Origin of the sequence: Enterobacter cloacae complex sp. EB5 (assembly GCF_031432835.1) — a bacterium.
GTDB classification, from domain to species: domain Bacteria; phylum Pseudomonadota; class Gammaproteobacteria; order Enterobacterales; family Enterobacteriaceae; genus Enterobacter; species Enterobacter hormaechei_C.
This window is the reverse complement of sequence record NZ_CP133860.1, coordinates 922358-947588: the sequence shown is the minus strand read 5'-3', so window position 1 is coordinate 947588 and position 25231 is coordinate 922358. Positions and strand designations below refer to the sequence as shown.

The following is a 25231-nucleotide window of genomic DNA, read 5'->3' as shown; positions in this document are numbered from 1 at the left end:
CCTTAAAAGCTATTTTAGGGTCATAATTTAGCCAAATCATTTGTATTCAAATTGTGACGCCGTGCAAAGGTATTTTGTTATTTAATTGAATTTAAACGATATATTTAGTTTTTTGCTGAATCGTAATACCTGACGCTGATCGAATTTTGACCTCTCATCGTGAAACTGCTCACAGATCCTGCACATTTATCTTGTCTCATTTTTAGGGAGAACTCTAAGCTAATTCGAGTTAGCAAATTTCACCACTTTCCGTTCACGGTGCTGCCCGGGCGCTTTTTCACGGCTATGCCCCTGAGACGGATAGGTTAACCAACGTGAGGAAGGGCTATGAAAACGATAAAAGCGTTACCCCGGATTGGCATTCGACCTGTTATTGATGGCCGCCGAATGGGCGTACGCGAGTCTCTGGAAGAGCAGACCATGAACATGGCGAAAGCCACGGCGGCGCTACTCACTGAAAAATTACGCCACCCCTGCGGTACGCCCGTAGAGTGCGTAATTGCCGACAGCTGCATTGCCGGAATGGCGGAATCCGCCGCTTGCGAAGAGAAGTTCAGCACGTGCCACGTTGGTCTGACGATCACCGTCACCCCCTGCTGGTGTTACGGGAGTGAAACCATTGATATGGATCCGCTGCGCCCGAAAGCGATCTGGGGCTTTAATGGCACCGAGCGTCCGGGGGCGGTATACCTCGCGGCGGCGCTGGCAGCGCATAACCAGAAAGGGATCCCGGCGTTTTCCATTTACGGCCACGATGTACAGGATGCGGGCGACGAGACCATCCCGGCAGACGTTGAGGAAAAATTGTTGCGCTTCGCCCGGGCGGGCCTGGCGGTCGCCAGCATGAAGGGGAAAAGTTATCTGTCGGTGGGCGGTGTCTCAATGGGGATCGCAGGCTCGATTGTCGATCACAACTTCTTTGAATCCTGGCTGGGGATGAAGGTGCAGGCGGTGGATATGACCGAACTGCGTCGCCGCATCGATCATAAGATTTACGACGAGCAAGAACTTGAGCTGGCCCTGAGCTGGGCGAAGGCACATTTCCGTTTCGGCGAGGATAAAAACGCGGAGCAGTATCGTCGCAATGAACAGGAAAATGCCGCGATCCTGCGGGAGAGCCTGCTAATGGCGATGTGCATCCGCGACATGATGCAGGGCAACCCTAAACTCGCTGCAATGGGCCGCGTGGAGGAATCGCTGGGCTATAACGCCATTGCGTCCGGTTTCCAGGGGCAGCGCCACTGGACGGATCAGTATCCAAATGGCGATACCGCAGAGGCGCTGTTGAACAGCTCTTTCGACTGGAACGGTATTCGCCAGCCGTTGGTGGTGGCGACGGAAAATGACAGCCTGAACGGGGTGGCGATGCTGTTTGGGCATCTGATGACCGGCACCGCGCAGATTTTTGCTGATGTACGCACCTACTGGTCGCCGGAGTCGGTGGAGCGTGTTACCGGCCAGAAGCTCACTGGACGGGCTGAGCACGGCATTATTCATCTGATCAACTCCGGCTCGGCGGCGCTGGACGGTACAGCGGAGCAGAAAGACGCCGAGGGGAAACCGACCCTGAAACCACACTGGGACATTACTGAGCAGGAAGCCAGCGCGTGCCTGGCCGCAACCCACTGGTGTCCGGCGGTGCATGAATACTTCCGCGGGGGCGGTTTCTCATCAAACTTCCTCACCCGGGGTGGCGTGCCATTTACCATGACCCGCGTAAACCTCATCAAGGGTGTGGGTCCGGTATTACAGATAGCGGAAGGCTGGAGTGTTGAGCTGCCGGAACACGTACATGACATTCTGAATAAGCGCACCGATTCAACCTGGCCTACCACCTGGTTTGCCCCACGCCTGACCGGTAAAGGCCCGTTCAGCGACGTCTATTCAGTGATGGCGAACTGGGGCGCTAACCACGGGGTATTAACCGTCGGGCACGTCGGCGCTGATTTCATCACCCTGGCGTCCATGCTGCGCATCCCTGTATGCATGCATAACGTACCGGAGGCGCTGATTTATCGGCCGACGGCCTGGGGCGCTCACGGTATGGATCCGGAAGGGCAGGATTACCGCGCCTGTGAAAATTACGGACCGTTATACAAACATTAACCGGCCTGCCAGCCTGCTCCGGCGGGCTGGCAGCCTGTGGGGACCGCGATGAAAAAATGTTTTCTGGTTCTCGATTGTGGCGCGACGAACGTGCGCGCCATTGCGCTGGATCCCGAAGGGAATATTGTGGCGCGCGCCGCGGTGGCGAACGAAAGCGAAAGCGCCGCTGAAAATCCGGCCTGGCACCAGTGGTCGCTCGACGCCATCATGCAACGGTTTGCCGTCTGTTGTCAGAAAATCAGCGCAGCGCTGAGCGAGCATCAACTGTGCGGAATGAGTGTGACGACCTTTGGCGTGGATGGCGCACTGGTAGATGAGCGGGGAGAACTGCTTTACCCGATCATCAGCTGGAAGTGCCCACGAACCGTGCCGGTGATGGAAGCGGTGGCCCGTTCATGCTCCCCGGCTGAACTACAGCAGATCACCGGCGTTGGGCAGTTTAGTTTCAACACGTTGTATAAGCTAGGCTGGCTTCAGGACAACCATCCCGATCTGTTACAGCGTGCTCACGCCTGGCTTTTTATCTCCTCGCTAATCAACCATCGCCTGACCGGAAAGATGACGACCGATCTCACGATGGCCGGTACCAGTCAGATGTTCGATCTGCATCAGCAGCGCTTCAGCGAAACGATCTTAAGCAAGATCGGCGTGCCTCATTCCCTTTTCCCGCCGCTGGTTTCCCCCGGAGAAAGGATTGGTGAATTGCGGCCCGACGCTGCATCCAGGCTCGGATTGCCTTGCGGTGTGCCGGTGATCTCCGCCGGGCACGACACGCAGTTTGCCCTTTTTGGCGCCGGAGCGGGAATTAATGAGCCAGTTCTCTCTTCGGGTACCTGGGAGATTTTAATGGCGCGCACCACGCAGGTTGATACCGCTTTGCTGGGGCAATACCCGGGCGCGACCTGCGAACTGGATAGCCGGACGGGGCTCTATAATCCGGGAATGCAATATCTGGCGTCTGGCGTACTGGAGTGGATCCGCGCGCTGTTCTGGTCGCCTGGTACCGACTGGGACACTATTCTGGCTCAGGCGGCGGCAATTCCGAATGGCGCGGATGGCGTCACGATGAATACCCAACTGCTCGATTCTCCACTCGCCGGCTGGCAGGGCGTTACGCTCACCACCACGCCAGCCCATTTTTACCGCGCAGCCCTGGAAGGACTCACGGTGCATCTGCAAGAAAAACGCCTGGCGCTGGAGACGATCGCGCAATTTAAGGCGCGTGAACTCCTGCTGGTGGGGGGAGGTAGCCGCAATATGCTATGGAATCAGCTCAAGTCCAATGCGCTTGGGATCCCGGTGAAGGTTCTTGAAGAGGCTGATACGACCGTACTGGGGGCGTCTTTGTACGGATGGTGGGGCGTCGGGGAAACGGCCAGCGCTGAGGCTGCTCGCGATCGGGTCCACTATCGTTACCGTTATTTCTATCCTGAGGAGCAACCTTGTGCTTAAAACGATATCCCCTCTGATTTCACCCGAGCTGCTGAAAACGCTGGCAGAGATGGGTCATGGTGACGAGATTATTTTTGCAGATGCTCACTTTCCCGCAAACAGCCTTGGGCCAAAGACGATCCGCGCAGATGGCCTGCTCATCAGCGATTTGCTGGCCGCGGTGATACCGCTGTTTGAACTCGACAGCTATGCGCCACCGCTGGTGATGATGGCCCCTGTCGACGGGGATACGCTCGATATCCAGGTCGAAGCGCGCTATCGCAACGCACTCTTTGGTGAGGCGGAAGGGGAGGGGATTACGCGTATTGACCGTTATGCGTTTTATGCGCGGGCACAGAAAGCGTACGCCATTGTGGTGACGGGCGAGACCGCGAAATACGGCAATATACTGTTAAAGAAAGGGGTTACGCCGTACCCATAAAAAAACGCCGGGTTAAACCCGGCGTTTTTACTTCAGTCTTCTTACCAGACGTAAGTCAGCAGGTTTTGTGAATCAGGCACCATGAAGTCTACGGACATCATCACGGACAGGGAGGTGATGGCGACAATCGAGAACACAAACAGCTTGCGTGCCCAGACTTTGTCATCTTCCACTTTGTAACCGCGCAGGGCCATGCCGAGCCACCAGACGCTCACCGCAGCTGCTACCACCAGATATTTATATCCGGCGTAACCGCCCAGAGAGAGCATCAGCGTTGCCACGGCAAAAGCGATGATGTAGAGCGTGATGTGGTTCTTGGCAACCGAAATGCCTTTCACGACCGGCAGAACCGGAATGTTCGCCGCCTGATAATCCTTAAAGCGGAAAATCGCGATGGCGTAGGAGTGCGGCATCTGCCACAGGCTAAAGATAGCCAGCAGGATCAGCGCACCGCTGTCGAACTCGTTCGTGACGGCGCAGTAGCCAATCACCGGCGGCGCAGCGCCGGAGAGAGAACCAATCAGCGTGCCGTAGACGGAGTGACGTTTCATATACAGGCTGTAGACGCCCACATACACCACGAACCCCATCACCCCCAGCCAGCAGGCCAGTGGGTTAGCACCAAACCACAGCAGCATAAAGCCAGCAATACCCAGCAAGGTGGCGTACACCAGCGAGACGGAAGGGGCAATCAGGCCTTTAACCAGCACCCGATTTTTGGTCCTTTCCATCTTCTTGTCGATATCCATGTCGATGTAGTTGTTAAATACACAACCGGACGCAACCACCAGTGACACACCGACCAGCGTGTAAATAAAGAGGGTGTAATCAATGCTGCCTTTAGAGGCCAGCAGGAACCCTCCGATTACGGAGATCAGGTTGCCAAAGATGATGCCTGGTTTCGTGACTTGCAGGTATTGCTTAAACATACTCGCCGCTCTTAGTGAACCATCATGTTGTAGTTAAGGTTCCACATAATCCAGATGGAACCGACTACCAGGATAGCGATGATAATCACGGTAAAGATAAAGGCCGTCATGTTCCAGCCTTCATCGGACTTGGTGTTCATGTGCAGGAAGCAAACCAGATGCACCAGAATCTGAATCACCGCGGTCACCAGGATTGCGCCCAGGATAACCGGCTTAGATGCAGAACCGTTCATCACCATCCAGAACGGGATCACCGTCAGAATGATCGACAGGATGAAACCTGTCATGTAGGTTTTTACGCTGCCGTGGGAAGCGCCATGATCGTTAGAATGACTCATTACATCGCCCCCATCAGATAGACAACAGAGAACACACAGATCCATACCACGTCCAGGAAGTGCCAGAACAGGCTCAGGCACATAATACGGGTACGGTTAGTACTGGTCAGGCCGCGACGGGAGATCTGGAACATCAGCACCGCCATCCAGATCAGACCCGAGGTTACGTGCAGACCGTGGGTGCCTACCAGCGCGAAGAACGCTGACAGGAAGCCGCTACGATCCGGGCCGAAACCTTCCATGATCAGGTGATGGAATTCATAGATTTCCATCCCGATAAAGCCAGCACCAAACAGCCAGGTCAACGCCAGCCAGGAGACAACCTGGCTCTTGTTGTTTTTGTACATGGCGATAGCAGCCATGCCGTAGGTGATGGAGCTGAATAACAGCAGTGCGGTTTCAACCAGAACGAACGGCAGTTCAAAGATGTCCTTACCGGTCGGGCCGCCCGCTGTGCCGTTCACCAGAACGGCATAGGTTGCGAACAGACAGCAGAACAGGATGCAGTCGCTCATCAGGTAGATCCAGAAACCGAAGACTTTCGTCGGTCCTGTATCATGGTGCGCATGTTCATGCGCGTGGGCAGTTGAGTGCGCCAGAGTATCAGTTGCCATTTTTCAGCCCCGCTTTAGAAATCTCGTCAAAATGCTGGTTTTCCAGCTTTTCAACTTCACGGACTGGTACGTAGTAGTCCACGTCCTCGTCAAAGCTCTTCACAATCCAGCTGATTACGATGCCAGCGAAGCCAACAATCGCCATCCACCAGATGTGCCAGATCATTGCGAAACCAAATACCGTTGCGAAGGCGGCAATCACGATGCCCGCACCGCTGTTTTTCGGCATATGGATCTCTTCGTAATGTTCAGGTTGCTTGTACGCTTCACCTTTTTCTTTCATTTCCCAGAATGCGTCACGCTCATGAACGTGCGGCACTACGGCAAAGTTATAGAACGGAGGTGGAGAAGAGGTAGACCACTCCAGCGTACGGCCACCCCACGGGTCACCGGTCAGGTCGCGGTTCAGGTTACGGTCACGGATAGACACGTAGTACTGAATCAGCTGGCACAGAATACCGCAGGCAATCAGCGCTGCGCCGCCCGCTGCAATCATCAGCATTGGGTGGAACTGCGGATCGATCTGCTGGCTCAGACGACGGGTCATCCCCATGAAGCCCAGCACGTACAGCGGCATAAACGCCACGAAGAAGCCGATGATCCAGAACCAGAACGCGCGTTTACCCCATTTTTCGTTCAGGGTGAAACCGAACGCTTTTGGCCACCAGTAGGTCACACCAGCGAAGCAGCCGAAGACCACGCCACCGATGATAACGTTATGGAAGTGCGCAATCAGGAACAGACTGTTGTGCAGAACGAAGTCAGCACCCGGTACCGCCAGCAGTACGCCGGTCATCCCACCTACGGAGAAGGTCACGATGAAGCCGATGGTCCACAGCATAGCTGAGTGGAACACGATACGGCCCTGGTACATGGTGAACAGCCAGTTGAAGATCTTCACCCCGGTAGGGATGGCGATAATCATGGTGGTGATACCGAAGAAGGCGTTTACGTTCGCGCCCGCACCCATGGTGAAGAAGTGGTGCAGCCAAACGATGAACGACAGAACGGTAATACACACGGTTGCCCACACCAGAGAGGTGTAACCAAACAGACGTTTACGCGAGAAGGTTGCCGCGATTTCGGAGAACACACCGAAGACAGGCAGAACCAGAATGTACACTTCCGGGTGACCCCAGGCCCAAATCAGGTTGATGTACATCATCATGTTGCCACCCATATCATTCGTGAAGAAATGGGTACCCAGATAGCGATCCAGGGTCAGCAGCGCGATGGTGACGGTCAGAATTGGGAACGACGCGATAATCAGGACGTTGGCGCACAGAGATGCCCAGGTAAATACTGGCATCTTGAACATCGTCATTCCTGGTGCACGCATCTTCAGGATGGTCACGAAGAAGTTGATACCGGTCAGGGTGGTACCGACACCGGAGAGCTGAAGCGCCCAAATCCAGTAGTCAACGCCCACGCCCGGACTGTACTCAATTCCCGACAGCGGCGGATAGGCCAGCCAGCCGGTCTGAGCAAATTCGCCCACACCCAGTGACAGGTTAACCAGGATAACGCCGACAACCGTGAACCAGAAGCTCAGGTTGTTCAGGAACGGGAACGCAACGTCGCGCGCGCCGATTTGCAGCGGAACGACCACGTTCATCAGACCGATTACCAGCGGCATCGCCACGAAGAAGATCATGATAACGCCGTGGGCGGTAAAGATCTGATCATAGTGGTGCGGCGGCAGGAAGCCGGCTTCACCCGCAGACGCAAGCGCCTGCTGGCTACGCATCATGATTGCATCCGCAAAGCCACGAATTAACATGACGATACCGACGATGCAGTACATGATACCGAGTTTTTTGTGGTCAACCGAAGTCAGCCACTCATTCCACAGGTAGCTCCACTTACCGAAGTAAGTGATCAGGCCAACTAAGGCCGCGCCACCAATGATAATTGCAGCCACCGTAACCATAATAATCGGTTCATGGTAGGGCACTGCATCCAGTGTCAATTTTCCGAACATTTTCTTCCTCGGCCCCTTAGTGAGCGGTTTCCGCGTGGCTCATGTCCATGCCTTCCATACCCTGGTGCGTGTTGTGCTCGCCTTCAGGCTGGGTCATGTCCATGCTCATGCCGTGAACCATAAATTTGCCAATAACATCTTTGAACAGATTCGGTTTCACGTTAGAGAAGTACTCCACCTTGTTGTATTCGCTAGGTGCAGCCACTTTTTCGAACGCCGCCATGTCAGACATGGTGTTTGGAGACTGCTTCGCTTTTGCAACCCACTGGTCGAAAGTCGCGCGGTCTGGCGTAGCGATAGCTTTGAACTTCATACCCGAGAAGCCCGGGCCACTATAGCTGGCGGAGATACCGTCGTAGGTGCCTGCTTCATTCGCGATCAGGTGCAGGTTAGTCTGCATACCGGCCATCGCGTAAATCTGGCTGCCCAGACGTGGGATGAAGAAGGAGTTCATTACGGAGTTGGAGGTCACTTTGAACTGAACCGGAGTGTTCGCCGGGAAGGCGATTTCATTCACGGTAGCAATGCCCTGTTCTGGATAGATGAAGAACCATTTCCAGTCCATGGAGACCACTTCAATGGTAATAGGTTTTTCATCGTGAACCAGCGGTTTGCTCGGCTCAAGTGCGTGAGTGGTTTTCCAGGTCAGTACAGCAAGGAACAGGATGATCAGAATAGGTACCGTCCAGACCACAGCTTCCACTTTATTGGAGTGTGACCAGTTAGGGCTATACTTCGCATCTTTATTGCTCGCACGATACTTCCAGGCGAAACCAACAGCCATCAAGATGGCAGGAATAACCACAATCAACATCAGGCCAAAAGCCGTCAGTATCAATGAACGTTGTTCCAGTCCAATCTGTCCTTTGGGGTCTAGTAGTGCAGAATCGCAGCCACTGAGTAATACAGTGCCTGCGAATAATGACAACCATCCCAAACTTTTATTGTATTTCCTGAGTCTCATTTAACGACCTCAATTCCACGGGAGTCTGGTGGCGTTTAAAGTGTGGGGGCATTTTACGGGAAGGTTACATTACTGTAAACATCATTAGCCCTGTGTCAGGAAGGTGTTACCGGGTTCTGCCGCACATGTCACAAGTGTTGCAAATTATGTCGCGTTTCCCGGGGGAAGCCGCACGGAGTGGGCGTTATAACGAAAGGGTGCCCCAGCATACCGCAAAAGGGACAATTGGTATAACCATTGCGGAAAATACACAAATAATTAACAATTAATTATCAATAAAAAGACAACTAAAAAACGAAAATTCAATCTTTCGAATGCTGAATCGTTTAACGGAAAATAGCGTAGCGAAATAAGCTCCAATAATTTCCGAATGCTATCCCGCACAAAACAACAAATATTTTTTTTGCCGATGGCGGTTATTTCACCGTTATAATTTCGTGTCGTTATTACAACGGGAAATAACCTTTCGCTTTTTACTTCATGTCATCTGCGTTTTCCGCAGTGACATGAAATCCAGCAACCCACCGGTCAGGATACCCACGATGGCGAGAAACACGCCAGCATCAAGCAGGTGGGTTTCAAACGGAAGCGACAAGGTGGTCGTCGCATTCATGATGAGTACCGCGAGCCACACTACCAGCGCAAGACAACCAGCCATCAGCAGACGCAGGGCAAACCGGTAAGCAGCCTGATATTCCGTGCGCGGCATGAAATGTTCCGTCCGCTGGGTATATTCCAGCGTCTGGCGACAGACCAGCAGCAATAAAATCCCCGGCACCGCCGCCGCCACCGAGAAGAGATAAAACGTCGGCCAGCCGTGGGCTTCAACAAACCAGCCCGCGACGGGGCCAACGTATACGCGCCCGACGGCAGAAAGGGCAGAGAGTAGCGCAAACTGGGTGGCGGAAAATGACTTATTGCATAGCGTCATCAGCAGGGCAACAAATGCCGCAGTGCCCATACCGCCACACAGGTTTTCAAAAAATACCGCCGTCGCCATGCTGATCATATGCTTGTCGGTGATCGACAGCAGCCAGTAACCGGCATTCGATGCGCCCTGAAGGATGCCAAAGATCAGCAGAGCACGGAACAGCGACAGGCGCTGCATCAATACGCCGCCGTACAGCGCGCCGACGATCGTGGCAAACAGCCCCAGGGTTTTGTTCACCACGCCGACCTCGCCCGCATCAAATCCGACGCCGCGGATCAGGAAGGTGGTGGTCAGACTCATGGCGAAAGCGTCGCCGAGCTTATAAAGGACAATCAGCAGCAGGATAAGCCAGGCATTATTGCGACCAAAGAAGTCGCGGAGCGGTGCGGCGACGGCCTGCTCCAGCGAGCGGGGGACCGGAATCACATCGCTCGGTTCAGGCGCGAATAGCGTGGCAATAATGCAGGGGATCAGCAGAGCGGCCATCAGCCAGTACATTCCCTGCCAGCCGAGATAGCGATCGGCAAGCCAGAGGGCCAGTCCGCCGGAAACCAGCATACCCAGGCGGTAGCCAAGCACGCTGATTGCCGCACCGGCGCCACGCTCTTCCGCTGGCAGGACGTCCGTCTTCCAGGCGTCAAAAACAATGTCCTGCGAAGCGGAACAGAAGGCGATGACCACCGCAAGCGCGGCCATCCAGCGCAGCTGTGTTGACGGCTCAAGGAAACCCATTGCGGCAATGGCCAGCAACAGCAGACCCTGCGTCATCACTAACCAGCCGCGACGGCGCCCGAGGAACGGCGGGGTATAGCGATCCATCACCGGCGACCACAGGAACTTAAAGACGTAAGCCTGGCCGACGAGCGAGAAGAAACCAATGGTTTTAAGATCGATGTTCTCAACCGTCATCCACGCCTGTAACGTGCCGGAGGTGAGCGCAAGGGGTAAACCGGAGGCGAAACCAAGGATCAGCAGAATAGCTGATTTCGGTTGCTGGAAAATACGTAAGTAGTGACTGGACATGTTCTTATGAACTGACCCGGTGAAGCACCGGGTCAGTCAGCAGGATTAACGGGCGTTCTGCTTGATGAAGTCGTGAATGCTGGTGTCCTGTGCCATGTCAGCAATGGTGTCAGTCAGCACGCTGTTAACCGCGTCAGCGATATTTTTGTTGGAGGCCTGGAATGCGCCTTCAACGGAATAGCTTGCACGGTAGTTTTTGTTCATTTTGTTGCCGTTATTCGCGGTAGCGATGATGGCGATATCGGCTTTGGTCGCAATGTTGTAGCGAACGTTACCCTGGGAGACGTCAGCGTACAGGTTGTTCACGATGATTTGCAGATCAACCGCGCCGCTTGGGCCAATCATGTAGCCACGGGAGGTCATCTGTTTCTCCAGCACTTCCTGCAACAGGAAGCGCAGGTCGCGGGAGGCGGTCAGCGTGACCTGCTGGTTGTCGCGAGTCACTTTCGCCAGCGCCTGGTCCTGACGCTGATCGGCGCCATTAATGCTGACCGTAACGCCCATCAGGCTTGGATCCTGCTGAGGCAGGGTAATTTTTGGTGAAACGTCAATGGTCGTCGGCGGAGTCGCGCAGCCGGCGAGCATAAAGAGTGCTAGCAACGGAAAGAAGAGTTTTTTTAACATTTTCGGGTTCTCAACGAATCGTAAGCAAAGAGAGAAAAATTGCCGCCATCATAACATCGCCAACGGCCAGGGGAAGTGGTCAACGCATGTAAATTCATCGCCTTGTCCGAAAACTGACCACCTTTCCGCTTTTCTCTGCCTGTAAGTGACAAAACGTATGAACCACATAGTGAACTTCATTCGTTTGGATGAGAAAATCAGACGAAAGCTAAATATTTGTTGTCAAGGTGTAATGGAACCGGTAAAAGCGGCTAATATTTAAAGGGATGGGTGACATCTTAGCGTTGTCGGAGGAGTGATTTCATGATGATACGTGAACAGATAGAAGAAAAATTAAGGGCAGCGTTCAACCCTGTGTTTCTCGAAGTTGTCGACGAAAGCTATCGTCATAACGTGCCGGCAGGTTCTGAAAGCCACTTTAAAGTGGTTCTGGTCAGCGATCGCTTCACGGGAGAACGTTTCCTGAACCGACACCGCTTGATCTACAGCACCTTGACGGAAGAACTCTCCACAACCGTACATGCGCTGGCGCTGCATACCTACACCATTAAGGAATGGGAAGGGCTACAGGATACGGTATTCGCATCACCGCCTTGTCGGGGTGCAGGCTCCATCGCCTGATAAATCGGATTTGCAACCGCCGGAGTTTTTCCAGTATGTTGCTTACAGATTTCGTCAAGACGGCCTTCGGGCCGTTTTGTTTTGTCTGAGTTTTGAGCGGATGGCGCGTTTTTAAGGCTAAAAATAGCCTTAAAGTGTGAAAAAAGCCGCAGCAACATGCTCCAACCGTTCTCGACTCACCTAAGTGATGCCGCTATAATGCCGCGTCTTATTGAATGTCTTCGGGATGATTCTGGCGACAGGGAATGTGAATCTGCACATAAGAGAGCATCCCGGTATAACAGACAGATTCAGAGTTGACCGAGCACTGTGATTTTTTTGAGGTAACAAGATGCAAGTTTCAGTTGAAACCACTCAAGGCCTTGGCCGCCGTGTAACGATTACTATCGCTGCTGACAGCATCGAAACTGCTGTGAAAAGCGAGCTGGTCAACGTAGCAAAAAAAGTACGTATTGACGGCTTCCGCAAGGGCAAAGTACCAATGAATGTTGTTGCTCAGCGTTATGGCGCTTCCGTGCGTCAGGATGTGCTGGGTGAACTGATGAGCCGCAACTTTATCGACGCGATCATCAAAGAAAAAATCAATCCAGCCGGCGCGCCGAACTACGTTCCAGGCGAATACAAGCAGGGCGAAGACTTCACCTACTCCGTAGAGTTCGAAGTGTACCCGGAAGTTGAGCTGAAAGGTCTGGAATCTATCGAAGTTGAAAAACCGATCGTTTCTGTGACTGACGAAGACGTTGACGGCATGCTGGATACCCTGCGTAAGCAGCAGGCGAACTGGAAAGAGAAAGAAGGCGCTGTTGACGCGGAAGACCGCGTAACCATCGACTTCACCGGTTCTGTAGACGGCGAAGAGTTCGAAGGCGGTAAAGCGTCTGATTTCGTACTGGCGATGGGCCAGGGTCGTATGATCCCAGGCTTCGAAGACGGTATCAAAGGCCACAAAGCGGGCGAAGAATTCACCATCGACGTGACCTTCCCTGAAGAATACCACGCTGAAAACCTGAAAGGTAAAGCAGCGAAGTTCGTTATCAACCTGAAGAAAGTGGAAGAGCGCGAACTGCCAGAACTGACTGAAGAATTCATCAAGCGTTTCGGCGTGGAAGATGGATCTGTCGCGGGCCTGCGTACCGAAGTGCGTAAAAACATGGAGCGCGAGCTGAACGGCGCTGTACGTAACCGCGTGAAGTCTCAGGCGATTGAAGGTCTGGTGAAAGCGAACGACATCGACGTTCCTGCTGCCCTGATCGACAGCGAAATCGACGTTCTGCGCCGTCAGGCTGCACAGCGTTTCGGTGGCAACCAGCAGCAAGCGATGGAACTGCCACGCGAGCTGTTCGAAGAGCAAGCGAAACGTCGCGTTGTTGTTGGCCTGCTGCTGGGCGAAGTGATTCGTACCCACGAGCTGAAAGCTGACGAAGAGCGTGTGAAAGGCCTGATCGAAGAGATGGCTTCAGCATACGAAGATCCATCAGAAGTGATCGAGTTCTACGGTAAGAACAAAGAGCTGATGGACAACATGCGCAACGTCGCGCTGGAAGAGCAGGCTGTTGAAGCGGTACTGGCGAAAGCGAAAGTGACCGAAAAAGAGACCTCTTTCACCGAACTGATGAACCAGCAGGCGTAATTTCGCCCCAACGGTTTAAAGTTTGAACAAAAAACCCGTTGCCCTCCGGCGACGGGTTTTTTTTATCACAGCTTTAGTCCTGGAAGGGTGCTAAAACGCCCTTTCAGTGTTAGCGTTACAACAAAACGTTGTTATGCTTGAAATAGGGCATGGCGACCCCCATTAGTATGTAATCACGATGATTGAGACTGGCTGATAATCCGTCCATAAGGTTACAATCAGTACAGCAGGTGTTTTCAATTTTGAACCAGGAGACGGAAATGTCATACAGTGGCGAACGAGATAACTTTGCACCCCATATGGCGCTGGTGCCAATGGTTATTGAACAGACCTCACGCGGTGAGCGTTCTTTCGATATCTATTCCCGTCTGCTCAAGGAACGCGTTATCTTTCTGACCGGCCAGGTGGAAGACCATATGGCTAACCTGATCGTGGCGCAGATGCTGTTCCTGGAAGCGGAAAACCCGGAAAAAGACATTTACCTGTACATCAACTCGCCGGGCGGTGTGATTACGGCGGGCATGTCTATTTACGACACCATGCAATTCATCAAGCCGGATGTCAGCACCATCTGTATGGGGCAGGCGGCGTCCATGGGGGCTTTCCTGTTAACCGCAGGGGCGAAAGGTAAGCGTTTCTGCCTGCCTAACTCCCGCGTGATGATTCACCAGCCGCTGGGTGGTTACCAGGGCCAGGCGACGGATATTGAAATCCACGCCCGAGAAATTCTGAAAGTAAAAGCGCGCATGAATGAACTTATGGCGCAGCATACGGGTCAACCTCTCGAGCAGATCGAGCGCGATACCGAGCGCGATCGCTTCCTCTCTGCACCAGAGGCAGTTGAGTACGGCTTAGTCGACTCCATTTTGACCCATCGTAATTGATGCCCGCGACGCGAGTGTGCCGCTATACTAAGGTAGGGCGGCACGTTGCCTGTAAGCAGCTTGCGTCTGAGAATGGCATTTGCGTCGTCATGTGCGGCACATAGAACTTAAAAAGAGGTTTGGACTCATGACAGATAAACGCAAAGATGGTTCGGGCAAACTGCTGTACTGCTCTTTTTGCGGCAAAAGCCAGCATGAAGTGCGTAAACTGATTGCCGGGCCGTCCGTGTATATCTGCGACGAATGCGTCGATTTATGTAACGACATCATTCGCGAAGAGATTAAAGAAGTCGCGCCGCACCGTGAGCGCAGCGCGTTACCAACGCCACACGAGATTCGCCACCACCTGGACGACTATGTCATTGGTCAGGAGCAGGCGAAAAAAGTGCTGGCGGTGGCGGTATACAACCACTACAAACGTCTGCGTAACGGCGATACCAGCAATGGCGTGGAACTGGGTAAAAGTAACATTCTGCTGATCGGGCCTACGGGTTCCGGTAAAACCCTGCTGGCGGAAACGCTGGCGCGCCTGCTGGATGTTCCGTTCACCATGGCGGATGCCACCACTCTGACCGAAGCCGGTTATGTGGGTGAAGACGTAGAAAATATTATCCAGAAGCTGCTTCAGAAGTGCGATTACGACGTACAGAAAGCCCAGCGCGGGATCGTCTATATCGATGAGATCGACAAAATCTCCCGTAAATCAGACAACCCGTCGATCACCCGTGACGTCTCGGGCGAGGGCGTGCAGCAGGCGCTCCTTAAGCTGATCGAAGGTACGGTTGCGGCTGTTCCACCGCAGGGTGGGCGTAAACATCCGCAGCAGGAATTCTTGCAGGTTGATACCTCCAAGATCCTGTTTATCTGCGGTGGTGCGTTTGCAGGCCTGGATAAAGTGATCTCTCACCGTGTGGAAACCGGCTCCGGCATTGGTTTTGGCGCAACGGTGAAAGCCACGTCTGAAAAACCAAACGAAGGCCAACTGCTGGCGCAGGTTGAGCCGGAAGATCTGATCAAATTCGGTTTGATTCCGGAATTTATCGGCCGTCTGCCGGTTGTGGCGACCCTGAATGAACTTAGCGAAGACGCGCTGATTCAGATCCTGAAAGAGCCGAAAAACGCGCTGACCAAGCAGTATCAGGCGCTGTTTAATCTGGAAGGCGTTGAGCTGGAGTTCCGTGACGAAGCGCTGGACGCGATTGCCAAGAAAGCGATGGCGCGTAAAACCGGTGCCCGTGGCCTGCGTTCTATCGTAGAAGCAGCATTGCTCGACACGATGTACGATCTTCCTTCTATGGAAGACGTCGAAAAAGTCGTGATCGACGAGTCCGTCATTGGTGGCCAGACCAAGCCGTTACTGATTTACGGTAAACCGGAAGCGCAACAGGCATCTGGCGAATAATTCACCATTTCATACAATCAGTTAATCAAAAAGGGGGGATTTTATCTCCCCTTTACTTTTTCCGTATTCATGGCGTTGAATGTATGGGAAACATCCCCATATACTGGATTACATGTTAATGGTTGTGTGAAGCACAGTTACATGACCAGTTTACCTGGCGGACACTAAACTAAGAGAGAGCTCTATGAATCCTGAGCGTTCTGAACGCATTGAAATCCCCGTATTGCCGTTGCGCGATGTGGTGGTTTATCCGCACATGGTCATACCCTTATTTGTAGGGCGGGAAAAATCTATCCGTTGCCTCGAAGCCGCCATGGATCATGATAAAAAAATCATGTTGGTTGCGCAGAAGGAAGCATCAACGGATGAGCCGGGTGTAAACGATCTTTTCACCGTCGGGACCGTGGCCTCTATTTTGCAGATGCTGAAGCTGCCAGACGGCACCGTGAAGGTGCTGGTGGAAGGCTTACAGCGTGCGCGTATTACCACTCTGTCAGACGATGGCGAGCACTTCTCTGCGAAGGCGGAGTACCTTGATTCACCGGAACTTGATGAGCGCGAACAGGAAGTGCTGGTACGCACCGCGATCAGCCAGTTCGAAGGCTACATCAAGCTGAATAAGAAAATCCCACCTGAAGTGCTGACGTCGCTGAACAGCATCGACGATCCTGCACGTCTGGCGGATACCATCGCTGCGCATATGCCGCTGAAGCTGGCTGACAAACAGTCCGTGCTGGAAATGTCCGACGTTAACGAACGTCTGGAATACCTGATGGCGATGATGGAGTCTGAGATCGATCTGCTCCAGGTTGAGAAGCGCATTCGCAACCGCGTCAAAAAGCAGATGGAAAAATCGCAGCGTGAGTACTATCTGAACGAGCAAATGAAAGCCATTCAGAAAGAGCTCGGCGAGATGGACGATGCGCCGGATGAAAACGAAGCGCTGAAGCGTAAGATCGACGCGGCGAAGATGCCGAAAGAGGCGAAAGAGAAAGCCGAAGCTGAGTTGCAAAAGCTGAAAATGATGTCTCCGATGTCGGCGGAAGCGACCGTTGTACGCGGCTACATTGAGTGGATGGTGCAGGTTCCGTGGAATGCCCGCAGCAAGGTCAAAAAAGACCTGCGTCAGGCCCAGGAGATCCTGGATACCGACCACTACGGCCTGGAACGTGTGAAAGACCGCATTCTTGAGTACCTCGCGGTACAGAGCCGTGTGAACAAAATCAAAGGCCCAATCCTGTGCCTGGTAGGACCTCCAGGGGTGGGTAAAACCTCTCTGGGCCAGTCAATCGCCAAAGCGACAGGACGTAAGTACATCCGTATGGCGCTGGGCGGCGTGCGTGATGAAGCGGAAATCCGCGGCCATCGTCGCACCTATATCGGTTCCATGCCGGGCAAGCTGATCCAGAAGATGGCGAAAGTGGGGGTCAAAAACCCGCTGTTCCTGCTCGATGAGATCGACAAAATGTCTTCGGACATGCGTGGCGATCCGGCGTCGGCGCTGCTGGAAGTGCTTGATCCAGAGCAGAACGTCGCGTTCAGCGATCACTATCTGGAAGTGGACTACGACCTGAGCGACGTGATGTTCGTGGCGACCTCCAACTCCATGAACATTCCTGCACCGCTGCTGGACCGTATGGAAGTGATCCGTCTCTCCGGTTATACCGAAGACGAGAAGCTGAATATTGCTAAACAGCACCTGCTGCCGAAGCAGATTGAGCGTAACGCGCTGAAGGCTAACGAGCTGACCGTTGAGGACAGCGCCATTGTCGGCATTATTCGTTACTACACCCGTGAAGCGGGCGTGCGTAGCCTCGAGCGTGAGATCTCTAAGCTGTGCCGTAAAGCGGTGAAACAGCTGCTGCTGGATAAGAGCCTGAAACACATTGTGATTAACGGCGACAATCTGCATGCGTACCTGGGCGTTCAGCGCTTCGACTACGGTCGCGCAGACAACGAAAACCGCGTTGGTCAGGTGACCGGTCTGGCATGGACGGAAGTGGGCGGCGATCTGCTGACCATCGAAACCGCCTGTGTCCCAGGCAAAGGCAAACTCACCTACACCGGTTCACTGGGTGAAGTGATGCAGGAGTCCATCCAGGCGGCGCTGACCGTGGTGCGCGCGCGTGCGGAAAAACTGGGTATCAACCCGGATTTCTACGAAAAACGCGACATTCACGTTCACGTTCCGGAAGGGGCGACGCCGAAAGATGGCCCAAGCGCAGGTATTGCCATGTGTACGGCGCTGGTCTCCTGCCTGACAGGGAACCCGGTTCGTGCTGATGTGGCCATGACCGGTGAAATTACGCTGCGTGGTCAGGTACTGCCTATCGGCGGGTTAAAAGAAAAACTGCTGGCGGCCCACCGTGGTGGGATCAAAACCGTATTGATCCCTTACGAGAATAAACGCGATCTGGAAGAGATTCCGGACAACGTTATTGCCGATTTGCAGATCCATCCGGTGAAACGCATTGAGGAAGTTCTGACTCTCGCACTGCAAAATGAACCGTCCGGAATGCAGGTTGTAACCGCAAAATAGTGACCTCGCGCAAAGAGCGCCAATAAAAACAAGGCTGGTAAGTCATTTCGTACTTGCCAGCCTTTTTTTGTATAGCTAATTTAGATTGCTGATTGGGTTAGCCATCAACAACGGGTGTTGTAAGGTCATAGCAGGACTGATATAACTGCTGCGCGGTCGCGCTGTGAAGGATTCAGGTGCGATATAAATTATAAAGAGAGGAAGAGAACAGTGAATAAATCTCAACTGATTGACAAAATTGCTGCGGGTGCTGATATTTCTAAAGCTGCAGCGGGACGTGCTTTAGATGCTTTAATTGCTTCTGTTACTGAATCTCTGCAAGCTGGGGACGACGTTGCACTGGTAGGCTTCGGTACTTTTGCGGTTAAAGAGCGTGCAGCCCGTACTGGCCGCAACCCTCAGACCGGCAAAGAGATCACCATTGCTGCCGCTAAAGTGCCGGGTTTCCGTGCAGGTAAAGCGCTGAAAGACGCAGTAAACTGATTGCTTTCCCGCTCCAGGGAAGCTGAAAAGTACAAGGGCGCATCGTTTGATGTGCCTTTTTTGTTTGTCCAGACCTGATTTGTGCGAGTTTATGCGAGTTGTGGGCTGACAATTGCCCTGTTTTCTTGTCACAATACGCCTTTACGCGCGACGGTCAGGATTTTCCGTCAGCGTCAGGTAACCAGTCACCTACAGCGGAGTGTTGTTACACCATGATGGACAGCTTACGCACGGCTGCTAACAGTCTCGTGCTCAAGATTATTTTCGGTATCATTATCGTGTCGTTCATATTGACCGGTGTGAGTAGTTACCTCATCGGCGGTGGCGCGAACTACGCCGCAAAAGTGAATGGCCAGGAAATTAGCCGTGGGCAGTTCGAGAACGCTTTTGCTGGTGAACGTAACCGCATGCAGCAACAGCTGGGCGACCAATACTCTGAACTTGCAGCCAACGAAGGCTATATGAAAAACCTGCGTCAGCAGACGCTGAACCGCCTTATTGACGAGGCGCTGCTGGATCAGTACGCGAAAAGCCTCGGTCTGGGCATCAGCGATGAGCAGGTTAAAAAAGCCATCTTCTCAACGCAGGCTTTCCAGTCTAATGGGAAGTTCGACAACGCGCGTTACAACAGCATTGTTAACCAGATGGGTATGACGGCTGACCAGTACGCTCAGGCGCTGCGTAACCAGTTGACCACGCAACAGCTGATCAACGCGGTGGTGGGCACCGATTTCATGTTGAAAGGCGAAACTGAAGAGCTGGCGGCACTGGTGGCGCAGCAACGCGTGGTGCGTGAAGCCACAATTGATGTCAACGCACTGGCAGCGAAACAGCAGGTCAGCGACGCTGAAGTTAATGCTTACTACGAGCAAAACAAGAACAACTTCATCTCTCCGGAACAGTTCCGCGTAAGCTATATCAAGCTGGATGCAGCTGCGATGCAGGAAAACGCGACTGACGCCGAGATCCAGTCTTATTACGACCAGCATCAGGATCAGTTCACTCAGCCGCAGCGTAACCGTTACAGCGTGATCCAGACCAAAACGGAAGCAGAAGCGAAAGCCGTGCTGGACGAGCTGAACAAAGGTGCTGATTTCGCCACCTTAGCGAAAGCAAAATCCACCGATATTATTTCTGCCAAAAACGGCGGTGATATGGGCTGGCTGGAAGAGTCCACTACCCCGGATGAGCTGAAAAATGCAGGCCTGAAAGAGAAAGGCCAACTGTCTGGTGTAATCAAATCCTCCGTTGGTTTCCTGGTGGCGCGTCTGGACGATGTTGTGGCGGTGAAAACCAAGCCGCTGGCTGACGTTCGTGATGATATCGCTGCGAAAGTGAAGCAGGAGAAAGCGCTGGACGCCTTCTATGCGCTGCAACAGAAAGTGAGCGATGCCGCAAGCAACGACAACGAATCACTGGCGGGCGCTGAGCAGGCTGCTGGCGTGAAGGCGGTTGAGACAGGCTGGTTCAGCCACGAAAACCTGCCGGAAGAACTGAACTTCAAACCGGTTTCAGATGCCATTTTCAATGGTGGTCTGGTCGGTGAGAACGGTACGCCGGGCAGCAACTCAGACATCATTACCGTTGACGGTGACCGTGCGTTCGTACTGCGCGTCAGCGAGCACAAAGCTGAGGCAGTGAAGCCCCTGGCGGAAGTGAAAGATCAGGTGGTGGCGCTGGTGAAACACAACAAAGCGGCACAGCAGGCAAAACTGGATGCAGAGAAAATACTGGCCGATCTGAAAGCCGGTAAGAACGATGCGCTGAAAGCGGCTGGCCTGAGCTTTGGCGAAGCAAAAACGCTGAGCCGTACCGGTCAGGATCCTGTCAGCCAGGCGGCGTTTGGCCTGAGCCTGCCGGCGAAAGACAAACCTGTCTTTGGCACCACGACCGATATGCAGGGTAACGTGGTGGTTCTGGCGCTGGATGAAGTGAAAGCCGGCACGCTGCCAGACGCGCAGAAGAAGGCCATGGTTCAGGGAATTACCCAGAACAATGCCCAGATTGCTTTCGAAGCGTTGATGAGCAACCTGCGTAAAGAAGCCAAAATCAAGCTGGGTGATGTGGTCACTCAGGAGCAATAATTACGTATCTGCTCGCAGATTTTCGTAACGCTCTGCAAAAACTAAAGGCCGCTTTCGCGGCCTTTTCCATTTCTGCAATCTGCTGTTTGTCCCGGTTTTCCCGCGCGGTTATCGTGGCGTGGCTGTCAACAAACAAGGAGAAAACAGCATGAAATGTGGAATCAAAGCACTGTTAATTACCCTGGCGATTGCCACTTCCGGGATGAGTGCGGGCGCGCTGGCGGCGTCCCCTTCGGCTAAAGCCCAGGCTGCACAAACTCAGGCCGATGCAACGTCACAAGGTCAGGTTAAAACCAACGCGACGGCCAGCACGAAAGCCATTGAGGACGAGGGTACGCGGGTCAGTATCAATACTGCCTCTGCGGACGATCTTGCCCGCGTTATGAATGGCGTGGGTCTAAAAAAAGCGCAGGCCATCGTCAGCTATCGTGAAGAGTATGGCCCTTTCAAAACCCTTGACGATCTCAAGCAGGTGCCGGGTATGGGCAGCGCGCTGGTTGAGCGCAATCTCGCACACCTGACGCTGTAATCGCGTAATCACTTGCACTGCGGCAAAAATTTGCCAGGATAAAGAGGTCATACCAGTTATGACCTCTGAACCTATAACAACGAAAGGCTATTGCGCTATGCAGACACAAATCAAAGTCCGTGGTTATCACCTCGATGTTTACCAGCACGTCAATAACGCCCGCTACCTTGAATTTCTTGAAGAGGCGCGCTGGGACGGCCTGGAGAACAGCGAAAGCTTCCAGTGGCTGACCGCACACAACATCGCGTTTGTGGTCGTTAACATCAACATTAACTACCGCCGTCCGGCTGTGCTGGGGGATGTGCTCACCGTGACCAGTGAGGTCCAACAACTGAATGGCAAAAGTGGTGTATTGAGCCAGGTCGTTACGCTGGAGCCAGAAGGGCAGGTGGTGGCCGATGCGCTGATCACCTTTGTCTGTATCGATCTCAAAACCCAGAAAGCGTTGCCGCTGGAAGGGGAGTTGCGCGAAAAGCTGGAGCTGATGATCGCGTAAATTTTTGTCTTTTATAAAAGACAAAAAGGGTTTTCAGGGATAAAATCATGAACAGGGACTACGTTGTTAAACGTTACCGAACCCGCGACGGAAAAATACCGTTTGAGGATTGGATAGCAAAGTTGAGACGAAAGGATCCGGAGCTGGCGTTTCGGATCCTTCTGCGAATCGACCGCGCGGAGAAGGGGAATTTTGGCGATTACCGTTATCTCAAAGAGGGTGTCTGGGAGTTGAAGGTTGATTGTGGTCCCGGTTATCGAGTCTATTTTGCAATCCAGCATCGGGAAATCTTATTGTTGCTGATCGGCGGTGACAAAAAGAGTCAGAAAGCGGATGTGATGCTGGCAATAGACTACTGGAAAGATCATCAAAAGGATAAATCCCATGAGCATAAGTGAGCGAAAATTCTCAAGTACCGTCAGCCATGATGAAGCTGTAGTCAAAATGCTGCGCGAAAATCCTTCTTACGCGCAACTCTATCTGCAAATTGCACTGGATGAAATTTACGAAGACCAAGGGATCCCAGCCTATTTGATTGCCCTCAGACGCGTTATCGAAGCGCGCGGCGGTATCGGAGAGATTTCAGCCAAAGCGGGGCTTTCACGTCAGCAGCTATACCGCACCCTGTCCGAAAATGGTAACCCAACGCTGACTACACTGATGAAAATTACCCGTGCTGCCGGTGTAAAACTGTTCGACAGCACGGTCAGGTAGCCCTTATTTCAGCCCGGTCTTTTTCTGCATCGCGGCCAGCACGCCCGCTTTATCCGCAAGATAATGATTCAGACCGTTCGCGCGCAGGTTACAGGCGGCACACTGCCCGCAGCCGTCCCCTTTAATGCCGTTGTAGCAGGTCAGGGTCTCGTTGCGAACGACATCCAGCTTGCCCCAGTAGTCGGCCAGCGCCCAGGTTTCAGCCTTATCCAGCCACATCAGCGGCGTTTCGAAGCGGGTCTCTTTTGCCATTCCCAGATCGACGGCGTGATTGAGTGCTTTCACGAATTCATCCCGGCAGTCCGGGTAGCCAGAGAAGTCGGTCTCACACACGCCCGTGATCACCGCTTCGGCTTTCACCTGGTAGGCATAGATCGCCGTCAGGGTCAGGAAGAGAATGTTGCGGCCCGGTACGAAGGTGTTCGGAATGCCGCTGGCATCCGGTTCGTAATCAGGCACCGGAATGCTGTCGCGGGTGAGGCTGCTGACGGCCAGTTCATTTAACAGCGTCACGTCCAGCACTTTATGAGCGCGGGCGCCCAGTTTGAGAGCCAGTTCACGAGCGACATCGATTTCAGCGCGATGACGCTGACCATAATCAAAAGTGACGCAGTGCACTTCATCATACTGGTGAAGCGCCTGAATCAGGCAGGTGGTGGAATCTTGTCCTCCGCTGAACACGACGACGGCACGTTTCATAGATCATCTCGACAGTTACAGTAAAAGCGTCATGTTAACGCCTGGCTAAAGCGGCGACCAGCTTCTTCACGCGTTTGGGGGAGGAAGCCAGGCTTCGGTGAAGTCAAACCAGCCGCGGGTGTTAAGGCGTATGCCGTTGACGCCCGGAGGCGCGCTGATTTGATACTGGTAGTTAAAGAGCGGCGTCAGGACGGCTGTCTCCATTAACCGGCTGAATATAGCCTGAAGTCCTGCGTGTCGGTCACGCTCGTCGGCCTGCGTCTGCACCGCATCCAGCGTGGCCTGCAAATGGGCGTATGCCGGTGCGCTCAGCAGATGCGGCCAGAGCGCATCGCAGCGGAGCCACTGCTCAAGCGTGTACGCTGGCGCTTCGCCAATCAGTCTGTCTCCCATCATGATGTCTGCATCGGCAAGCTGCTGGCACCCGTCCCACGTTTTGGCGTCGTGAAAGATGACGGTCAGTTCACAACCCTGCCGCGCAAGGTATGCTTTTAACTGGCTGGCCATGGTGTGAAGCTCAACCGGCAGGTGGTAGACGAGCGTCAATGCCTCTGGCAGCGCAACGTCGGTTAAATCAGGCCATTGGGGGATCGCCCAGCCGGGAAGCAGTTCCTCGGTAGGGGTGATGAGCCCTTCGTTCAGGGGAAGCGTGTGCAGCAGCGTTGAGAGATGAATGATATTAATCAGCCGCTTTGCCTGAAGTTCGCTCAGACGCGGGCTCTGTTTCAGCGTGAGGTAGCAGAAACCCAGACTGGTGCTGTTACTCACCAGCCGCAGGCTGGCCAGCTCGTCGGCCTCGCCAATGGCGATTTGCACCGGGTGGCGACAGCTGGTGCCCAGACTGTAGTCAAAAAGCTGGGGCGTGATCCAGTACTCGATAGCCTTAAGCAACGGATGGCCAAGGTGATACTGCTCGTGGCTTTCCAGACGCACCAGTTCAGGCTCAAAAACGCTCAGTCGAAAGGGACCGCTGCCCACCACGGGGTAATCGGGATGCGCCAGACGGCTACAGTAGGTTGCCAGCCTGTGCGCCAGCCAGTAGTCAGGTTGATGGAGAATAAACGTCAGGCACTGCGGGTGCGTGGTTTCGATACGTAAGACGCTGCGGAAAAGCGTGCCCATGCCGGGCTGCGATAACAGCGCCGTCAGGCTTTGCCGGAGCTGTGCCGTCTCTATTTTATCGCCGTTATGCCAGTGCAGGGTGGAGCGAATGTAGAAATGCCAGCGCAGGCCGTCAGCGGAGATTTCCCAGTGATGCGCCAGATCGCCCGTGGGTTCACTGCTGTTACCATTAAAACGCGTCAAACCAGAGAATACCTGTCCCGCCAGATGCTGCTCCGCCCGGCCAGGGAGAAAACCCGGCTGAAGCGGCTCCAGCGAGCGATAGTAGGGAATACGCAGCGTCGGCGTATCGTTCTGCCACTGCCCGCCCATAAACGGATGCAGTAGCGATCGCAAATCTTCAGGCGCGAGCTGGGCCAGCTCCAGCGCGTTGTGCTGCTGTCCACTTTTCAGGGCCTCTTCCATCATCGTATTACGCAACGAGTCCGGGGTGACGTGAAAGCGTAATTCCCCACGCTTTCCTCGTCCGGAGCGGGCGTGCCAGCTTAGCCAGCCCGCCTCCTGCGCCTGGCGCAGCAGGGTGCGAACATGTCGCTCGCTGCAAAAGCAGCGGCTGGCAAGTTCACTGATGGTAACCTGCTGCGGTGCGCCGGCGGAGGGGTGCCACAGACGCTGATACTGGTTAAGACGATTAAGCTGGCGCAT

Annotated in this window: 23 protein-coding genes; 14 read left to right on the top strand and 9 right to left on the bottom strand. The window is 53.8% G+C overall.

Annotation, left to right across the window (positions count from 1 at the left end; genetic code table 11):
• The first annotated feature begins 327 nt into the window (after positions 1 to 327).
• The 3 genes from fucI to fucU are packed head-to-tail and all read left to right on the top strand — an operon-like array spanning position 328 to position 3979.
• Positions 328 to 2106 carry an L-fucose isomerase gene (gene fucI, locus RHN82_RS04605; protein ID WP_032657382.1) on the top strand — a complete coding sequence of 593 codons (1779 nt, stop codon included), beginning with the start codon at positions 328 to 330 and terminating at the stop codon, positions 2104 to 2106.
• Between the two features lie 48 nt (positions 2107 to 2154).
• Positions 2155 to 3558: an L-fuculokinase gene (gene fucK / locus RHN82_RS04600; RefSeq protein WP_049019393.1), complete on the top strand. Its 1404-nt coding sequence runs from the start codon at positions 2155 to 2157 to the stop codon at positions 3556 to 3558.
• Entirely contained in the window at positions 3551 to 3979 is a 429-nt protein-coding gene (gene fucU / locus RHN82_RS04595) for an L-fucose mutarotase (RefSeq protein ID WP_047051139.1), read from the top strand. The genes fucK and fucU overlap by 8 nt, the downstream gene beginning before the upstream one ends.
• A gap of 41 nt (positions 3980 to 4020) precedes the next feature.
• Here the strand turns inward: fucU and cyoE are convergent, their stop codons facing one another.
• The 7 genes from cyoE to RHN82_RS04560 form a co-directional block, all read right to left on the bottom strand.
• Positions 4021 to 4908: a heme o synthase gene (cyoE, locus tag RHN82_RS04590; RefSeq protein ID WP_003859062.1), complete on the bottom strand. Its 888-nt coding sequence runs from the start codon at positions 4906 to 4908 to the stop codon at positions 4021 to 4023.
• A gap of 11 nt (positions 4909 to 4919) precedes the next feature.
• Positions 4920 to 5246: a cytochrome o ubiquinol oxidase subunit IV gene (locus RHN82_RS04585; RefSeq protein ID WP_006809888.1), complete on the bottom strand. Its 327-nt coding sequence runs from the start codon at positions 5244 to 5246 to the stop codon at positions 4920 to 4922.
• On the bottom strand, positions 5246 to 5860 hold the full coding sequence (locus tag RHN82_RS04580; protein ID WP_003859057.1) for a cytochrome o ubiquinol oxidase subunit III: 615 nt from the start codon (positions 5858 to 5860) through the stop codon (positions 5246 to 5248). The genes RHN82_RS04585 and RHN82_RS04580 overlap by 1 nt, the downstream gene beginning before the upstream one ends.
• Positions 5850 to 7841, bottom strand: coding sequence for a cytochrome o ubiquinol oxidase subunit I (gene cyoB / locus RHN82_RS04575; RefSeq protein ID WP_045334475.1), 1992 nt, complete (start codon positions 7839 to 7841; stop codon positions 5850 to 5852). Before cyoB ends, RHN82_RS04580 begins: the two co-directional genes overlap by 11 nt.
• Positions 7842 to 7857: 16 nt before the next feature.
• Complete coding sequence (gene cyoA / locus RHN82_RS04570) at positions 7858 to 8805, bottom strand: cytochrome o ubiquinol oxidase subunit II (RefSeq protein WP_047051138.1); 948 nt, start codon at positions 8803 to 8805, stop codon at positions 7858 to 7860.
• A gap of 478 nt (positions 8806 to 9283) precedes the next feature.
• A complete protein-coding gene (gene ampG, locus RHN82_RS04565) occupies positions 9284 to 10759 on the bottom strand; it encodes a muropeptide MFS transporter AmpG (protein ID WP_047051137.1) in 1476 nt (491 codons plus the stop codon).
• Between the two features lie 45 nt (positions 10760 to 10804).
• Positions 10805 to 11383 carry a lipoprotein gene (locus RHN82_RS04560; RefSeq protein ID WP_047051136.1) on the bottom strand — a complete coding sequence of 193 codons (579 nt, stop codon included), beginning with the start codon at positions 11381 to 11383 and terminating at the stop codon, positions 10805 to 10807.
• A gap of 303 nt (positions 11384 to 11686) precedes the next feature.
• Between RHN82_RS04560 and bolA the strand changes: the two genes are divergently transcribed.
• The 11 genes from bolA to RHN82_RS04505 all read left to right on the top strand — a co-directional run bounded on the left by bolA (position 11687) and on the right by RHN82_RS04505 (position 22765).
• On the top strand, positions 11687 to 12004 hold the full coding sequence (bolA, locus tag RHN82_RS04555) for a transcriptional regulator BolA (RefSeq protein ID WP_047051135.1): 318 nt from the start codon (positions 11687 to 11689) through the stop codon (positions 12002 to 12004).
• A gap of 331 nt (positions 12005 to 12335) precedes the next feature.
• The gene (gene tig, locus RHN82_RS04550; protein WP_015571277.1) at positions 12336 to 13634 is read left to right on the top strand and encodes a trigger factor; all 1299 of its coding nucleotides are present in this window, start codon (positions 12336 to 12338) and stop codon (positions 13632 to 13634) included.
• 260 nt (positions 13635 to 13894) lie between these two features.
• The gene (gene clpP, locus RHN82_RS04545; RefSeq protein ID WP_006809880.1) at positions 13895 to 14518 is read left to right on the top strand and encodes an ATP-dependent Clp endopeptidase proteolytic subunit ClpP; all 624 of its coding nucleotides are present in this window, start codon (positions 13895 to 13897) and stop codon (positions 14516 to 14518) included.
• A gap of 127 nt (positions 14519 to 14645) precedes the next feature.
• Positions 14646 to 15920 carry an ATP-dependent protease ATP-binding subunit ClpX gene (gene clpX, locus RHN82_RS04540; protein ID WP_006809879.1) on the top strand — a complete coding sequence of 425 codons (1275 nt, stop codon included), beginning with the start codon at positions 14646 to 14648 and terminating at the stop codon, positions 15918 to 15920.
• 184 nt (positions 15921 to 16104) lie between these two features.
• Complete coding sequence (gene lon / locus RHN82_RS04535; RefSeq protein ID WP_006809878.1) at positions 16105 to 18459, top strand: endopeptidase La; 2355 nt, start codon at positions 16105 to 16107, stop codon at positions 18457 to 18459.
• A 210-nt stretch (positions 18460 to 18669) separates the two neighbouring features.
• Positions 18670 to 18942: a nucleoid-associated protein HU-beta gene (gene hupB, locus RHN82_RS04530; RefSeq protein WP_002444653.1), complete on the top strand. Its 273-nt coding sequence runs from the start codon at positions 18670 to 18672 to the stop codon at positions 18940 to 18942.
• 212 nt (positions 18943 to 19154) lie between these two features.
• Complete coding sequence (gene ppiD, locus RHN82_RS04525; RefSeq protein ID WP_047051134.1) at positions 19155 to 21026, top strand: peptidylprolyl isomerase; 1872 nt, start codon at positions 19155 to 19157, stop codon at positions 21024 to 21026.
• 148 nt (positions 21027 to 21174) lie between these two features.
• On the top strand, positions 21175 to 21555 hold the full coding sequence (locus tag RHN82_RS04520) for a helix-hairpin-helix domain-containing protein (RefSeq protein WP_047051133.1): 381 nt from the start codon (positions 21175 to 21177) through the stop codon (positions 21553 to 21555).
• A 97-nt stretch (positions 21556 to 21652) separates the two neighbouring features.
• Positions 21653 to 22051, top strand: coding sequence for a YbgC/FadM family acyl-CoA thioesterase (locus RHN82_RS04515; protein ID WP_017694410.1), 399 nt, complete (start codon positions 21653 to 21655; stop codon positions 22049 to 22051).
• A gap of 47 nt (positions 22052 to 22098) precedes the next feature.
• A complete protein-coding gene (locus tag RHN82_RS04510; RefSeq protein ID WP_047051132.1) occupies positions 22099 to 22449 on the top strand; it encodes a type II toxin-antitoxin system RelE/ParE family toxin in 351 nt (116 codons plus the stop codon).
• Positions 22436 to 22765, top strand: a complete 330-nt coding sequence (locus tag RHN82_RS04505; RefSeq protein ID WP_047051131.1) for a DNA-binding protein — start codon at positions 22436 to 22438, stop codon at positions 22763 to 22765. The genes RHN82_RS04510 and RHN82_RS04505 overlap by 14 nt, the downstream gene beginning before the upstream one ends.
• A 3-nt stretch (positions 22766 to 22768) precedes the next feature.
• Here the strand turns inward: RHN82_RS04505 and queC are convergent, their stop codons facing one another.
• Both queC and RHN82_RS04495 read right to left on the bottom strand, forming a co-directional pair.
• Entirely contained in the window at positions 22769 to 23464 is a 696-nt protein-coding gene (gene queC, locus RHN82_RS04500; protein ID WP_047051130.1) for a 7-cyano-7-deazaguanine synthase QueC, read from the bottom strand.
• A gap of 66 nt (positions 23465 to 23530) precedes the next feature.
• Positions 23531 to 25231, bottom strand: a complete 1701-nt coding sequence (locus tag RHN82_RS04495) for an SgrR family transcriptional regulator (RefSeq protein ID WP_039271556.1) — start codon at positions 25229 to 25231, stop codon at positions 23531 to 23533.